Origin of the sequence: Limnoglobus roseus, assembly GCF_008254045.1 — a bacterium.
GTDB lineage: Bacteria > Planctomycetota > Planctomycetia > Gemmatales > Gemmataceae > Limnoglobus > Limnoglobus roseus.
Genome location: NZ_CP042425.1, coordinates 1,400,216 through 1,415,823 on the forward strand (window position 1 = coordinate 1,400,216; position 15,608 = coordinate 1,415,823).

7 protein-coding genes and 1 tRNA gene are annotated in these 15,608 nt (G+C 67.3%); 5 read left to right on the plus strand and 3 right to left on the minus strand.

The window, feature by feature from the left end; translation table 11 throughout:
- Positions 1–127 precede the first annotated feature (127 nt).
- Positions 128–211, plus strand: a tRNA-Leu gene (locus PX52LOC_RS05705).
- A 39-nt stretch (positions 212–250) separates the two neighbouring features.
- Here the strand turns inward: PX52LOC_RS05705 and PX52LOC_RS05710 are convergent.
- Both PX52LOC_RS05710 and PX52LOC_RS05715 read right to left on the minus strand, forming a co-directional pair.
- Positions 251–2,428 carry a hypothetical protein gene (locus tag PX52LOC_RS05710; protein ID WP_149109186.1) on the minus strand — a complete coding sequence of 726 codons (2,178 nt, stop codon included), beginning with the start codon at positions 2,426–2,428 and terminating at the stop codon, positions 251–253.
- Complete coding sequence (locus tag PX52LOC_RS05715) at positions 2,428–3,396, minus strand: glycosyltransferase family 2 protein (protein ID WP_149109187.1); 969 nt, start codon at positions 3,394–3,396, stop codon at positions 2,428–2,430. The genes PX52LOC_RS05710 and PX52LOC_RS05715 overlap by 1 nt, the downstream gene beginning before the upstream one ends.
- Before the next feature lie 146 nt (positions 3,397–3,542).
- Here PX52LOC_RS05715 and pheT point away from each other — a divergent pair, with 146 nt between their 5' ends.
- Both pheT and PX52LOC_RS05725 read left to right on the plus strand, forming a co-directional pair.
- Positions 3,543–6,068, plus strand: a complete 2,526-nt coding sequence (pheT, locus tag PX52LOC_RS05720; protein WP_149109188.1) for a phenylalanine--tRNA ligase subunit beta — start codon at positions 3,543–3,545, stop codon at positions 6,066–6,068.
- A gap of 48 nt (positions 6,069–6,116) precedes the next feature.
- On the plus strand, positions 6,117–7,646 hold the full coding sequence (locus PX52LOC_RS05725; protein ID WP_149109189.1) for an NADH-quinone oxidoreductase subunit N: 1,530 nt from the start codon (positions 6,117–6,119) through the stop codon (positions 7,644–7,646).
- A 6-nt stretch (positions 7,647–7,652) separates the two neighbouring features.
- Here PX52LOC_RS05725 and PX52LOC_RS05730 read toward each other — a convergent pair whose 3' ends face one another.
- On the minus strand, positions 7,653–10,700 hold the full coding sequence (locus tag PX52LOC_RS05730) for a PVC-type heme-binding CxxCH protein (protein WP_168218826.1): 3,048 nt from the start codon (positions 10,698–10,700) through the stop codon (positions 7,653–7,655).
- A 124-nt stretch (positions 10,701–10,824) separates the two neighbouring features.
- On the opposite strand from PX52LOC_RS05730, the gene PX52LOC_RS40270 reads away from it, so the two are divergent.
- Together PX52LOC_RS40270 and PX52LOC_RS05735 are read left to right on the plus strand one after the other, a co-directional pair.
- On the plus strand, positions 10,825–13,572 hold the full coding sequence (locus PX52LOC_RS40270; RefSeq protein WP_168218827.1) for a hypothetical protein: 2,748 nt from the start codon (positions 10,825–10,827) through the stop codon (positions 13,570–13,572).
- 125 nt (positions 13,573–13,697) lie between these two features.
- Entirely contained in the window at positions 13,698–15,512 is a 1,815-nt protein-coding gene (locus PX52LOC_RS05735) for a sigma-70 family RNA polymerase sigma factor (protein WP_149109191.1), read from the plus strand.
- Positions 15,513–15,608 lie beyond the last annotated feature (96 nt).

Sequence of the window (15,608 nt, forward strand, 5' to 3'; positions counted from 1 at the left end):
GTCCTTGCCATTTCCAGCTACCTCTCCGATACCGAGCCGAATTCACTGCCCCGAAAGGCGGAATTCACTGCCCCGCGCCCGCGAAGCAGTTGACGAGGGAGAAGAGATCGCTAAGAAACTAGGGGAAGCGGAAGTGGCGGAACTGGCAGACGCGCCAGATTCAGGTTCTGGTACTCGCAAGGGTGTGGAGGTTCAAGTCCTCTCTTCCGCATTGAAGAAGCCCCCGGTTTATGCCGGGGGCTTCTTGCGTTTACGGTGCCGCGAGCAAATCCCCGGCCCAGGTCGGCGGGCGGAACACGAACGGGTCGTCGGGGTGGGCCTGCCGTAGTTGCTCACAGAAGTTTGCGAACTCGTCGGCCGAGAGGGGCCGCGTTCGCCGGTACGGTGTCACCGTCACGCCGTTCTGCAACGTGAACCGCTCGGGTAGGCGTTCGAACGCTCGGCCCAGCCCTTCGTGATCCCGCAACAGGCGGGCGGGCAGCACGATCGTTTGCTGCTCGGCGGGGGACAAGTGGACTTGGGGCGGGTCGGCCACGATGACCAACTCGGCTCGGAACAGGCCGACGGGAAAGCCGTGGACATGATCGACTTCCTGGGTTGGAACCTGAACCGCCGCGGCCGGGAACGGCGTGCCGAGCGAGCGGGCGGCTGACTGGAACATGCTCGCGTGCAGGTGCTCCGAACTGGAGAGAACTGCGAAGCCCTTGCTTGTCTGGGCCGTGTGAGTCGTCACGAAGTCGAGCAGGCGTTGGAACTCGGCCAGATCCGACCGTACGACGGGCGAATACTGATAGGTCGCAGTGAGCGGCGCGAACCGCTTGCGAACTGCGTCCCAACCCGCATCGACGGCCCCAAGCAAGTTGATCGCCCCGGCCATCGTTACCGCCGCCATTACGCTCACGGCAAGCCAACGGGGCAATGTCGCCAGCACCCGCGAGGCGGCCATCAGTGGCGGCAGCAACAGGGCCGGCAGGGCGAGGTACTGATGGTGCCGGTTCGGGTCTTGCATCCGGTAGAACAGCGGGACCATCACGGCCGTCACGCCGAGTAGGAACAGCACCGGGCGGCGGGCCATTCCCGTCACCACGAGGTACGCCGTGGCCACCCCGCTGAGCAGGACGTATCCGACGCCGATTTCCTGAAGAGTGATCCAGAGGCGGGCCGCGAACGGGTCGGCGCTGCGGTAACCCGAAAGCATCTGGGCGTAGTTCGCGCCGACCATGCCCGGCATCACCGGCCACGCGACTGCCGCCAGAATCACCGGAAAAAGGCCCGCCAACACGCCCCCCGGCCGCACGGCTTGCCACGCCTCTTTCGGCTTCCGGGCGAAGAGGCAGACGGCGGCCGCGAGTGCGCCGTCGAGCAGGGTGGTCGCCATCAACCCGACGGCCCAGAACGAGTACCACCGGCGGAACAGGATCATCGTGACCAACACCGCAGCCGTGCCGAACAGGTGCGGCCACCGCAGTTCCTCCCGCGGTCGGCCGGCGGTGAGCCATAGCGACAAGACGGCCAACGGCACGCCGCCGATGTCCGGGTAGCCTTGCAGAATCGGTATCCAGGCGAGCGGCATCGAGAAAAGGAACACGGCCGCGAGCGGGCCGAGGAATCGCGCGTCACCCGTCGTTCGTCGGACGAACCCGATCGCGGCCGCGTAGGTGGCCGTCAGGTAGAGAGCAGCAACTGCGCCGACGAACACCGCCCGGGCGTCGCCGAGCAACGCCATCGCCAGGCCGGGCAAGGCTCCGGGCAGGAGCGTGTACCCGCCGTGCTGGACGGAAACGCGAAACGCGCGCCAGGCGTCTGCCGGGGTCCGCGCGAGCCGATCGCTCCAGTCCGCGGCCAGCGTCCACTGGTACATGCCGTCGGCGAAATAGACGAGCCGCTCCTGCGCGACGTACCACCCGGCGAACGCGGCGGTCGCAGCCGCGAACAGTGCGATCCCGGGCCAGTTTCGTACCCGGTTGTGCAGGACTTCGCGGTGAGGCACCGGCCCATCGGTGGCCGCGACGACGACCAGCAAGCTCGCGAAAACGAGGGCCGCGACAGTGGCGTGGGCGGTGAAGAGGACCACTTCCAGAATCGGGTGCACGTCTTGGGGGAGAACCCAAAAGGTGTTGTTGGCCTGCCCCTGCCACCAGAGGGCCGTTCCCACGCCGACGGAGAAGACAGTCCACCGGGCTTTCGCCTCCCGAACGCGGGCGACGATCCGCGACAGCACCTTCCGCCCGGCGAGCCACAGCAGCGTGCCGAGCAGGAGTTCCGCGGCGATCCATTCCGTGCGCGTCGGCGGCCGCACCGCGTAGTGGCAGTGGGCCACGAGCGACAGCGCGACCGCTTGGGCGACGAGAACGGGACCGAGTGACCCGAACTGCGGTCGCGGGGGCAGCAGCGCAACGGACAGCCGCCCCCGGAGACGGGCGAGCATCACGCCGCCTCCCGCCGCGGGTGGATCGCCCCGTGCGTCGAGCGGAGCACCTGGTCGATCACGAACAGGGGCCGCCCGCGGACTTCCGAGAACATTCGCCCCAGGTATTCGCCGACGATGCCAATAGCTAGGAACTGACCGCCCGCGAGCGCCAGGAATAAGGCCGCGAGGAGGCCACCGGTCGGCACGCTACCGCCCGCCCAACTCCAGAGTGCGGCCGCGAGCGTCAGCACGGCCGCCGCGAGGCAGACGCCGCCGGCTTTCAGGGCGAACGTCAGCGGGCGGACGGAGAACCCTGTCACGGCGTCCAGCGCCAATCGGGACATCCGCTGGAAGTTGTAGTGCGAGAGGCCGGCCGCCCGCGGTTCGCGGTGGTACTCGAACGCCACCTGTTTGTACCCGAGCCAGCTCACCATGCCGCGGATGTAGCGATGGTGTTCCGGCAACGCCGTCAACCCCTCGACGACGCGGCGGGACATCAACCGGAAGTCGCCGACATCGCGGGGGATGGGCACCTCCGACAGCTTCGCCAGCCCCCAGTAAAACAGCCGTGCGAAGGCCCGCTTCTGCCACGACTCCCCGGCCCGAGACACCCGCTTGCCGTAGACCACGTCGGCGTTCTCGCGGCGCATCACCGCGAGCATGTCGGGCAGCAGTTCCGGCGGGTCTTGCAGGTCGGCGTCGAGAACAACGACGGCATCGCCGGTACACTCGCGGAGGCCGGCCGAGAGGGCGAGTTGGTGGCCGTAGTTGCGCGACAAGTTGACGCAGACGAGGTGCGGGTCACGGGCGGCCAAGTCGGCCATCGCGTCCCAGGTTGCATCGCGGGAACCGTCGTTGATGAAGACGATTTCGTAGTCGGTCCCCAATCCGCGGCACACGGTCGAAAGCCGTTCGTGCAGCGCGGGCAGGACGGCCTGTTCGTTGTAACAGGGCACGACCACGGACAGTGGCGTTCGGATGCGCATACTCCCCCCGAAGTACGACTGCAAGAATTTCGCGGCAGGTAGCATTTTCGGGGAGAAGTGTCAACGTCGATACCTGACGCGAACCCCTTCTGCCGGTCGGCCCCTCTTCATAGCATGGCTCAATTCGAAATGGGAAGGGACCGACCATGCTCGTGCCGCTGTCGTGGCTGAAGGACTACGTCGAACTGCCGAAGAACCCCGCCGACCTCGTCGAACGCCTGACCCTCGCCGGCCTGGAATCGTCCGGGCTCTATGTCTACGGCCTGCCGGTCCCCGAAGGGCTGCGCGTGAAGGCCGAGAACGCCGGGCTGCCGTGGGACCGCGACAAGATCGTGGTCGCGAAGGTGCTGAAGATCGAGAAGCACCCCGACGCCGAGAAGCTGAAGATGGTGACGGTCGATTACGGGGCGGGCGAGCCGAAGACGGTCATCACGGGTGCCCCGAACATCGCTCCCGGCCAGAGCGGGATGAAGGTCGTGCTGGGCTTGAAGGGGTCGCGGTACTTCTACACCGACAAGGACGGCAAGAAGACGGTCTTCACCCTGGAGCCGAAAAAGCTCCGCGGCATCGACAACGACGCGATGTGCATGTCGAACTTCGAACTCGGCATCGCCGAAGACCACGACGGCATCATCATCCTCGACGACGCCGACCCGGCCCCCGGCACGCCCCTGCAAGACCTGCTCGGCGACATCGTCGTGGAACTCGACGTGCTGCCGAACATGGCCCGCTGCCTGTCGCTGCTCGGCATCGCCCGCGAAGTCGCCGCCCTCACCGGCGGCACCGTCCGCGAGCCGGACCTGAGCGTGCCGACGGTCGCGGATTCGGCGAGCGTCAAAGTCGAGATCGAGAACCCGAAGCTCTGCCCGCGGTACTCGGCCACGATCATCCGCGACGTGACGATCGGCCCGGCCCCGCGGTGGCTCGGCTCGCGACTGCGGTACGCCGGGATGCGGCCGATCAGCAACGCCGTGGACATCACGAACTACGTCATGCTGGAGTACGGCCAACCGCTCCACGCCTTCGACTACGATGTTCTCGTGAAGCGCGCCGGCGGCGTGCCGACGATCACCGTCCGCAGCGCGAAGCCCGGCGAGAAGATCAAAACCCTCGACGGCCAGGACCGCGAACTGTCGCCCGAAGACTTGGTGATCGCGGACACGGTCGGGGCCATCGCCATCGCCGGCGTGATGGGCGGACTCGACACCGAAGTCACGGCCACGACGAAGACGATCCTGCTGGAGTCGGCGAGCTTCGACTTCGTCTCGGTCCGCAAGACCGCCCGCAAGTTCAACCTGTTCAGCGAAGCCAGCACCCGCTTCAGCAAGGGTGTTCACCCGGAAGTCGTCGGTCCCGCCGCGAAACGGGCGGCCCAACTCTTCCACCAACACGCGGGCGGCAAGGTGCTGAGCGGTGTCGTGGACAACTACCCGGCCCCGCTCCCGCCGCGGGTGATCGAGCTGAACAAGTCCGAGATTCACCGCGTCCTCGGCTTCGAACTGCCACCAGAGGAAGTCGAGCGCGTGCTGACGGCGTTGCAGTTCAAAGTCGAGCCGACGCTCTGGGGCTGGACCGTGACCACGCCGCCGACGCGGCTAGACATTCAAGCGGGAGCCGCCGACCTGATCGAAGAACTGGCCCGCGTCAGCGGCTACGACAAGCTGCCAGAATCGCTGCTCGCCCAGGAGATGCCGCCGCCGATCGGCAACCGCACGCTGGAACTCGAAGAGCACGTCCGCGACCTGCTGGTGAACGAGGGGCTGAGCGAGGCGATCACGTATTCTCTCTCCTCCGAGGAAGCCGAGGGGAAGTTGAACCCGCAAAGCCCAGGCACGGTCGTGCCCGGGCTTTCGGTCGCGCTCAAGAACCCGATCTCCCCCGACCGCGGCATCCTGCGTCGCACGCTGCTGCCGGGACTGCTCGCCGTCGCGAAGGCCAACCTCGAATCGACCGACCGCGTCGCGATGTTCGAACTCGGCCCGGTCTTCCTGCCCGTCGCGGGTCAACTGCCGGATGAACCCGCCCGTCTCGCGGTCGTGCTCACCGGCCGCCGCGGCACGGCCGCATGGGACCAACCGGCCGAGAAGCTGCCGGCCGCCGACTTCTACGACCTGAAGGGCGTCGTTGAACAGCTTGCCGCCGACCTGCACTTGCCGAAAGTGGCGTTCCAGACGGTGAAGACAGTGCCGCACCTGCACCCCGGCCGGGCGGCGGAACTGCTCGTTGCCGGCCAGCCCGTCGGCACGTTCGGCGAACTGCACCCGAAGGTGGCGAAAGCCTTCGAGTTCAAGGACCGGGCCGTGTTGGTGGCCGAACTCGATCTCGCCGCGGTGTTGAAACTGGTGCCCGACCGCTATCCGTACCGGCCGTTCTCGACCTACCCGCCGGCGAAGCGCGACCTCGCCGTGGTGGTGGCCGACGACCTACCGAGCGAGAAGGTGAAGGCCGAACTCGTCGCAGCCGGCGGCGACTTGCTCTCCGGCGTGGAACTCTTCGACGTGTACCGCGGCGACACCCTCCCGCCCGGCACGAAGTCGCTAGCCTTCGCGCTGTCGTACCAAGCCGCCGACCGCACCCTCGGCGACAAGGAGATTCAGAAGGCCCACGAGAAGATCGAGGGCCGCCTGAAGCACGTGCTGAAGGCCCAGATTCGCGGGAAAGATTTGACGTGACCGTGTCCGCCCGCCCGTCACGACGGGCGGGCGTGGGGAACTCCTCTCATGCCCCTCGACGCCGAACTCGCCCGGCTGGACGCCACCCTCGCGCACGACCTGCTGCGGTTCGGGCCGGAGTTGCTGCTCTGCCTCGGCATCGTGGGGAGCTTGTTCGCCAAGCTCTTTCGGGCGGCCACGCGGGTTCAACTCGTGCCGTTCGCCCTGCTGCTCACGCTCGTCGCGCTCGGCCTCGTCGCGAGCGACGCGCAGGACTCCGCCGTTTTTGGCGGCCTGTTGCGGCTGGACTCCTTCGCGAACTTCTTCCGGGTCTTCCTTCTACTGACCGCCGCCCTCGTCCTCGCTCTCACGCGGCTCACGGGGCTGCCGGACGCCACGGACTCGGCCGACTTCGTCACCCTGCTGCTCGGCGGCACCCTCGGCATGATGCTCATGGCGTCGGCCAACCACCTGATCATGGTCTTCCTCGCGATCGAGATGGCCAGCCTGCCGAGCTACGTCTTGGCCGGCTTCCTGAAGGGGAAGGGCCGGTCGAGCGAGGCCGCCCTGAAGTACGTCGTCTACGGCGCGGCCGCGTCGGGCGTCATGCTCTACGGCATCAGCCTGCTGGTCGGCCAGTTGGGGACGGCGTACCTGCCGTCGGCGGCCGAGAGTTTGGGCGCGGCCTTCCGCTCCGGCGGGTTCAGCCTGTCGTTGACGGCGGGTCTGCTGTTCCTGTTCGTCGGCCTCGGGTTCAAGCTCGCGGTGCTGCCGTTCCAGTTCTGGCTACCGGACGTGTTCGAAGGGGCGGCGGCCGAGGTCGGGGCGATGCTCGCCGTCGCGTCGAAGGCGGCGGCAGTGGGCCTGACGTTACGGCTCCTGTTCGTGCTGTTCCAGCACGTGCCGATCCCGGCCGTGACCGAGACGGTGTCCGCGGCCCTGGCCGGGGTCGCGGTTCTGACGGCCACGCTCGGGAACGTCGCCGCTCTGGTGCAGACGAACCTCAAGCGGCTGCTCGCCTACTCGACGATCGCGCACGCCGGGTACATGCTCATGGCGATCGCGTGCATTCAGCGGCCGGCCGCAGCGGCGGTGCTGTTCTACCTCGCCGGCTACCTGCCGATGACGCTCGGCGCGTTCGCGGTGGTGGCCGTGTTGCGGAGCCTCACCGGCTCCGAGGAGATCGACGCTGCGCGGGGGTTGCTGAAGCGCTCGCCGGTCCTCGGGGTCTGTACCGCGGTGTTCTTGTTCAGCCTGCTCGGGGTGCCGCCGCTGGCCGGGTTCGCGGGGAAGTTTCAAGTGTTCACGGCCGTCTACCGCACCGGGGCCTTTCACGCGGCCGGTGGCCACCCATGGCTCGGCACGCTGTTCAACGTCGTCCTCGCGGCCGGCGTGGTGAACACCGTCGTGAGTGCCGGCTATTACCTGAAGGTGCTGAAGGCCGTCGCCCTCGACGACCCGACGGATGAAACGCCGCTCGGCGAGGGCGTCGCGGTGCGACTGTACCTGCTCCTGCTCACGGCCGCGGTGGTCGTGGTCGGCGTCTGGTGGGACCCGCTGACCGACCTGACATGGCGGGCCGCCGTAGGGTTGGGGTAAGTCGACCTACTTGCTCGCCCGCAAGAATGCCACCAAATCGGCCAGGTCTTGTTTCGACAACTGCTGATCCAACCCCGCGGGCATGATCGACACGGTGCCCGGCTTCAGCGACTCGATGTTGTCGCGAGCGATTCGCTCCTCTTTGTCGGCGGCCGTCACCAGGATCACTTCGTCCGGGGCGTCTTTCTTCAGGATGCCGCTGAACTGCTTGCCGTCGAGGGTGTTGACACTCACCGGCTCGTAACTGCGCACGAAACTCAGCGACGGGAAGACGATCGACTCGAGCAGGTCGCGCTCGGTGCGGATGCTGCCGATTCGCGTGAGGTCGGGGCCGGTCTTGCCGCCGACGTAGCCGATCGTGTGACACGTTGCGCACGCCGCCTTCGGGCTGTTGAAGACCTTGTGCCCGCGCTGCACGTCGCCGGGCGGCAGTTCCTTCACGAGTGCTTCCAGTTTCTCGCGCTGCTTGAGAATCTCGGCGTCGAGGACGGCGTACAACTTCGCCGCCTCCGCCTTCACCGCGGCCGGGTACTTGTCGAGGATCGGCCGCACCTGCTCGGAGCGGATCGCAGCCCGCACCTTCGGCTGGTTGAGTGCGGCGACGAGGGCGAGGCCGACGGTTTCGTCCGTCGATTTGGTGAAGGCGGGCAATAGTTTCGCACGTTCGACGGGGCCGGCGGTGTTGAGCATGGTCGCCAACTTCGCCAGTTGAGGGGCCGACAGGTTCGAGCGAAGTATCACGTCTGCTGCGGCCGACTCGACCCCGAGCAAGGACCGTGCGAAGTCGAAGTCGTCCGGCGTCAACGCCTGGTCCGGCAGTGCGGCGAGCGCGGTCAGGCGAAGGCCCGACGGCAATTTCGCGTCTGCTCCGATGAGCCGGAGTGCGTCGGCCAATTCCGTCGGGGGGCGTTTCATCGACAGTGCGCGAACCGTCGCGATAGTATCCGCGGGGTTTGCCTTCATCCCTGCGGCGAGTGCGGTCGGCCACGATTCGGGCGTCGCCTTCAGGTTAGCCCGTGCCATCGCCCGCAGGCTGATCGGGTTCGCGGCCGTGTCGGCGAGCAGCTTCTGCATGGCCTCGTTCTTCGCAAACTTCGCGAGGCGGCTCGTCAGGTCTTCGCGCTCAGCGTCGGAGAGCTTCGCGGCCAACTTCTCGCGGAAGTGGCCGACGAGTTCACTACCCCAATCAGTGTGCTTGGCCGCGATCCACCATGCCGTTTCGCGCAGGTCGGCGTCGGCCGACGACAGGTGCGGCAGTACATCGGCGGACTTCAACCGCTTCGCGTCAATCGCTTGCAAGGCCGCGAGTACGCCGCGGAGAACGCGAGCGGTCTTGCTCTTCAGCCCCTCGGCGGTTGTATCGTAGTCTCCGATCTCGATGAGCGCATAGACGATAGTGTGGTCGAGGTGCTGATCGTTCTCGCCTCGCTGCTCGCGCTCCTTAAGCCGTTCATCAACGCGGCCGAGCATGTAGAGAAGGTGTGGGACGGCCTTCTTGGACCCGATCCGCCCCAGGGCTTCGGCGACCGCCCGCGGGGCATCGTTGGTCCGCTTGATGAGAACGTCCACGGCTTTCGGATCGCGGACGAGGCCGAGCGAACGGCAGGCGGCCGCGTAGCCGTCGCCGCTGAAGGTATGGCCTTCGAGGCCGGTGCGGATTGCCGTCACGGCCTCGGGCGTGCCGACGCGGAGAAAGGCATACGCGAGCATTCCTTCCTCAGACCAAATCGGGGTGTACGAATTCGCCATCAAGTCCAGCGCGTCCACCACATCCGCAGGCTTTCGCCGGGCAAGTTCCGCGATGGCCCGCTCCCGAAGGGCCGGAATCCCCGAGCGAAATGCTTTCAGTGCAAGGGTCAGTTCGGACTTGCGGTCCAACTTTTGCTCCGTTCGCAGCGGATTTTGGTCGTGTTCCCCCTTCATCTTGACGCGGTAGATGCCGCCGAGAGCCTCGGCCTTCACCAATTGCGAACTTGGACAGCAGAGCTTATACCAGCCGCCGGTGTCGATAATGAGCAACGATCCGTCGGCGTCCGGAATCACGTCGGTCGGGTGGAAGTCGGGGTCGTCACTGGTCACGAAATCGCGGTCGATCGTTCGGTAGGTTGATCCGGTCGGCACCAGTTGGTGACTGCTCACTTTCCGCAGGTTGAACTGCGCGCAGAAAATGTTGTCCAGGTACTCGTCGCCGAAGTCCCGCATCTCGTAGCGACAGATGCCCGTCGGGGCGGCGGGGCCGAGGTGCGTCATCACCGGCATCAGCTTCGGCGAGGTCCACGGGTGCTCGTAGATCGGGTCGTGGTCCTTGCCCCAAACGCCGCCGGGGATGGCGTGGATGAGGCCGTCTCGCTTGCCGTCGGCGGGGTGTTGCAGGAATGTGTTGCTCACGATCAGGTCGCCGGACGCGGTGAACGCAAGGCCGACCGGGTTGTCCATGCCACCGGTCATCACCACTTCCAGGCCGCTGCCGTCAGGCTTGGCGCGGAAGACGTGCGACGCCCGTGTGGTGAACTTTTCGCCGTTGCCGAGGGTGAGTTCCTGCTTCGCGAACGCCCCCTTCGTCCAGTAGATGTAGCCGTCCGGCCCGCGGTAGGGGCCGTGCAGGTCGTTGGCACAGCCAGTGAGCGTCTTGCCGTCGAACCACACCTCACGCTTGTCGGCGATGCCGTCGCCGTCGGTGTCGGTCAGCTTCAGAATCTGCGGCGGGCAAGCGGTGTAGACGCTGCCGGCCAGGTACATGCATCCTTCGGGGAACGGCAGTTTGTCGGCGAACGTCACCGCCTTGTCGAAGGTGCCATCACCGTCGGTGTCTTCGAGCCGCACGATGCGGTGGAGCGGCTTGCTGGCGGCCACGTCTTCGCGGTTGATCGGCCCGGCCATGTCGATGACGTACAGCCGGCCCTTGTCGTCGAAGTCGCCGATGACGGGGAACTTCACCAGCGGCGGCCCGGCGACCTTCGTGATCGTGAACCCGGCTGGCACCTTTAGCGGCGGGTCGGCAAAGACCGGAGCGGCCAGCGAGAGGGCAATCAGCGCGAGAACGGTGCGGGCCATCGGTCGTCTCCGGGACAGGGCGAATACGAGTATCGCAGAATCGGGAGCACGGGTGAAGTGGTTGCTTTTCGCCGCTGTTCCGGCCACAATTTCGAGTACCGCCCTCCCACACCCCAAGGTTCCCATGCGTGCCGTCACTTGGATGTTGTTGCTGACCGCGAGCGCCACCGCCGCCGAGCCGGTCGAAGACTGGAAGTCGATCCTCGACGCGCCGAAAGACAAGGCCGATTGGACCGTCACACCGAAGCTGAACGTGACCACGCCGCCGCACTTCTTCGACGGCGGCATCGCGTTCGCCGACCACGGCGGGCCGTTCGTCGTGGCGGGCCGGAACGGCGGCCGCACCGGCGGGGCGAAGGCGGACGAGTACCGCATCGTCGTCGACCTCCGCACCGGCAAGACCGTCGGGGCCGTCCGCGACCAGTTCGACACGCTTGGCCGCGGGGCACCCACGGCCCTCAGCAATGACGGCAAACTGTTCGCTGCGGCCATCGGCGGGCGGCCCGGCCAGAAGTCGGGCAAGGTCGGCCTGTTCGACACCGCCATCGGCAAGCTACAGGGCGAGATGGCCGTCGCCGGCGAAACCGACTCCCTCCAGTTCGGCGGCAACCGACTGCTCGTGGCCACCAAGACGGAGGTGGACGTGTTCGACGTGGCCACCCGCAAGTCGATCTTCAACGTCGAACACAAGCGAAGCCCGTGGGGGGCCGGACGGACGGTTCTCACGCCGACGGGCAAGTTCCTCCTCGACGCCCCCGAGAGCGGCATCCGCGTGTACGACGTGGAGAGCACAAAGCTGCTGTTCAAGATGGAATCGCCGCGGGAGGAGAAGGACAAGAACACGAACGTCGAGGGCATGGCCGTGTCCCCGGACGGCAAGAAACTCGCCATCATGGCCGAGGCGTGGAACAAGCGGCGGCTGACGATCTACGACACGGCCACCGGCAAGATCCTGCACGACTCGCCGGTGACGATCAAGAACGTCTTCAACGGCAACCGTGTCGGGTGGTCGGCGGACGGCAAGGGCATCCTCCTGAACGGCGAGGCGACCGCCGACCCCGAGACGGGCAAGGTCGTGTTCGAGTTCCCCGGCAACACGCACGCCGTCAAGCTGGCCTTGACGCTCGGCAACGGCGTCGTCTGGGAGAACGTCAACAACGAGCGGCGGCTCCTCGTCGTCGGCCTCGACGCCGAGAAGACGGCCGCCGCGAAGACCGCCGTCGCCAGCGGCGGCACGGCCGCCGACGCGATGCTGCCCCCGTTGACGAAGGCCACACTCGACTTGTCGAAGGCGACCGCCCCGCAGCTCGTCGGCGTCACCTGGCACGGCCAACCCGACCCGGCCCCGCCGACGAACGCCGGCGGGCGGCCGATCCCGCTCGATTTTTCGCAGAACAACATGCGGGCGTACTTCGTCACGGCGGGACCGAAGCCGGTCACCGTCTTCGAGTTCATGCCGAACGGCCCCGACCCGGCCAAGACGCGGCAGGTGAAGCGGGCCGACCTGCTCACCGGCCGGACGTCGGCCACGCTGGAACTGCCGCCGACGCTGCAAATCGAAGACGTCACCGCCGACGGTTCTGTGCTGATGGCCTACGACTACGTGACAAACCGCCGCCTCGACTTCTTCCCGCTCGACGGCGGCGGCAAGCCCTACGGCTTCAAGCCCTACGAGGGGCAACCGGAGGCCGAGCGGAAGCTCGTTCTCAACCGCTTCCTGGCGAACGACCGCATCGTCACCGTCAGCGAGAAGGGCGTGATCGCCGTCTGGTCGCTGCCCGACCTGCGGCCGCAAGTCGTGGCGTCGCTCCCCGGCGGCAAGGCGTGGACACTGTCGCCGAACAAGAAATACCTCGCCGCCATCCAGAACGGGGCGGTGCGGATGATCGACCTCGCCACCGGCACCATCGCCGGCGACCTGCTGCCCTCGTTCGTCGCGCAACAGTCGCCGTTGAACTCGTTCGTCATGTTTCGGCCCGACGGCCGCGAGGTGCTGGCCGGCTTCCAGAACGCGCACGGCCCGGTGCTGACGCGGTGGGACACGACGACCGGCCGCATCCGCCACGAAGCCCCGTTCGCGGGCAACCTCGGCAGCACGCCGAAGCCGGGCTACCTCGGCGACAACTACGTCGGGTTCGACTTCGGCTGGGTGTACGATCTGGAGCGGCAGGCGTTCGTCTGGAACTTCGTCGGCGGGAACTATGCCTGGTTCCGGCCGGACGACCGCGTGTGGTACGCCGTCGGCGGCCCCGGGCAGGGCAGCACGCTGGTGGCCGCGAAGTTCCCGACCGACGACATCGACCTGACGATCGCGGAGATCGCCGACGGCCCCGGCTCGGTGCTGAAGCCCGGCACCCGCGTCGGCCTGACGCTCGACGTGGAAGGGGGCATGGCCCAAGCCTACCGGCCGAAGATCGCCGACGCCGTGAGGGCCGGCTGGAAGTCGCGGGAGTTGGAACTCGTGACGAAGGACGCGGAGGTCGAAGTCGGCATCCGGGTCACGGAGCGCGACACCGGCGAGAAGCTGAACTTCCGCAACTTCGGCGGCTTCGGCGGCGACTCGGTCAACGTGCTGGAACTGACCACCGAGCTGACGATCTCGGCGAACGGCGAAGTCCTCTGGTCGCCGGACGGGGCGAAGCACAAGACGAGCAGCGGTTTCGGCGTCCTGCGATTGCCGCAGGGCGAGAACGACGTGGGCGCGTACCTGCACAAGCAGATGTGGAACGGCGTCGTGGCCTGGGGTCAGAGCAACGCCCTGCCGCGGTTCCTGGCGAAGACCTCCGCCGGCGTGAAGGCGCTGCCGCAGACCTCCCAGATGACGGCCGAGGGCATCGTGACCAGCAACGCCGTCCCGCGACGGCGGAAGTAGAGGCCGATTCCCCTCGACGGCCGCCGACTTTTTCCGCTAATTTCCTCCGACCCACCGACGCGCCACGCCACTTCGCGCGGTTACTCGGTGGGCGGCACGGATTGCCGCCCTCGGAGGTTGATTCCATGCCAAGCCCACGGACGGGTGCCCTCGTTAGTTTCGCATCGCACCTCCCACCTCCCGCGGACCACACGGACGCGGAGCTACTCGGCCGGTTCGTCCGACACCGGGACGAGGCCGCGTTCGCCGCGGTCGTTCGCCGGCACGGGCGGGCGGTTCTCGGCGTGTGCCGGCGGATCCTCGGCAACTCGGCGGACGCGGACGACGCCTTCCAGGCCACGTTCCTCACCCTCGCCAAGAAGGCCCACCGTGTCGCGTTCCGCGACGACGTCTCGGCGTGGCTGTTCGCGGTGGCGGTGCGGGCCGGCCGCGAGGCGTTGCGGCGGCGGTTTCGGCGGGCCAACCGCGAGACGGCGGGCGAGTTGCCCGACGTGGCCGCGCTACCCGAGGCGTTCGACCCCGACGTGAGTCGCGTCGTCCTCGACGAGGTGGCGAAACTCTCGGAGGCCTACCGCTCGGCCGTGGTGCTGTGCGAACTCGACGGGGTGAGCCGGGCGGCGGCGGCGAAGCAGCTCGGCATTGCCGAGGGCACGCTTTCCAGCCGGCTCGCGGCCGCCCGCCGACTACTCGCCGCCCGCCTGACCGCCCGCGGCCTCACGCTGGCGGCCGTCGCGCCGCTCGCCACAATTTTGCCTTCGGCCCTGGCCGCGGGCACCGTGGCGATGGCCTTCACCTCCGACGTTCCCGCTCCTGTTCTCGAATTGACGGAGGCTCTCATGCGAACCAGTCCACCGTTCTCGGCCGGGAAACTTGTCACGGCCGTTGCCGTCCTCGCGGCCGTCGTGGTCGGCGGGAGTTTCGGCGACGACCCGAAGCCGCAACCGATTCAGCCCGCCGCGGCGAAGGTCGTCGTGGACAAGACGGAAACGAGTCGGTTGACGCTGACTTTCCGCGAGGAGGTCCGCTACCTGACGCCGACCGGCCGCGACCTTCAGCGGATCGACCACGAGCAGGCGAAGGCGGCCGACCCGGAGTTGCTGTCCGGCCGCGTCTTGGTCGGCGGTGCGGGCGTGAAAGTCGAGCGATTCCTGCCGAGCACCGGGCGGGCCGGGCCGGGCGGCGTGATCCCGCTCGAATCCCACGGCACACGGTTGATGACGCCCGGCACGCCGCCGAAAGTCGCGATCTTGAACCCGACAGACCACTACGACCGGGTCGTCGCGTGGTCGCCCAACGGCCGGCAGTTCGTCGGCGTCACGTCCGAGATGGACTTCTTCTGGGGGTGGACCGGCTTCCCGGCGTACCGAGTCGATGCGGTCACCGGGAAGCGCGAGAAACTACCGCTCGGGACCGGTCACGAACTGATCGACGTCTCGCCCGACGGCAAGTTCCACCTGACGTACCGGCACGTCCCGCGGCCGTTGAGCCTTCCGGGCTTCTCCCAGGGGGGAACGGAGGTGAGCCTCCTCACCCGCGAGGGCAAACTTCTCTACGAGCACCCGCGGGAGAGTTCCTCGACCGGTTGGGGAACGGGCCACCGTCTTTCGCCCGACGGCTCTCGGTCCGTCGCGTGCTACAAGGCACGCACGAAAGACAGCGACAAGTGGCAGCACTCGATCGCCATTTACGACTACCCGCCGGGAAGGCCGAAGACGACGACAGTGCAGTTCAACGCCATCAACCCGTTCGATGTCGAGTGCCTCGGCGTGGCGTGGTCGCCGGACGGGAAGCAGATCGTGTCGTGTTGGCGGCCGGAGAGTTGGAAGGGCAAACAGACCTGGCACGTCGTGGTGTGCGACGCGGACGGCAAGAACCTGCGAACCGTGTCCACCTTCGAGATGAAGGCGGACGAACAGATTCGCTCGGTCGACTGGTGGTAAGCTCTCCGGCCACTCACGGGAAGGCCGTAGGAACGGGGACGCCGTCCGTGTAACCTTGAAGTACCCTTCGAGGAGCCGCCGATGTCCTGTTCCGTC

What these genes read in the sequence shown, in the direction of transcription:
- PX52LOC_RS40270 (WP_168218827.1), top strand. Translation starts at nt 10,825, where the DNA reads ATGCGTGCCGTCACTTGGATGTTGTTGCTGACCGCGAGCGCCACCGCC.
- PX52LOC_RS05730 (WP_168218826.1), bottom strand. Translation starts at nt 10,700, where the DNA reads ATGGCCCGCACCGTTCTCGCGCTGATTGCCCTCTCGCTGGCCGCTCCG.
- PX52LOC_RS05725 (WP_149109189.1), top strand. Translation starts at nt 6,117, where the DNA reads ATGCCCCTCGACGCCGAACTCGCCCGGCTGGACGCCACCCTCGCGCAC.
- PX52LOC_RS05735 (WP_149109191.1), top strand. Translation starts at nt 13,698, where the DNA reads ATGCCAAGCCCACGGACGGGTGCCCTCGTTAGTTTCGCATCGCACCTC.
- pheT (WP_149109188.1), top strand. Translation starts at nt 3,543, where the DNA reads ATGCTCGTGCCGCTGTCGTGGCTGAAGGACTACGTCGAACTGCCGAAG.
- PX52LOC_RS05710 (WP_149109186.1), bottom strand. Translation starts at nt 2,428, where the DNA reads ATGCTCGCCCGTCTCCGGGGGCGGCTGTCCGTTGCGCTGCTGCCCCCG.
- PX52LOC_RS05715 (WP_149109187.1), bottom strand. Translation starts at nt 3,396, where the DNA reads ATGCGCATCCGAACGCCACTGTCCGTGGTCGTGCCCTGTTACAACGAA.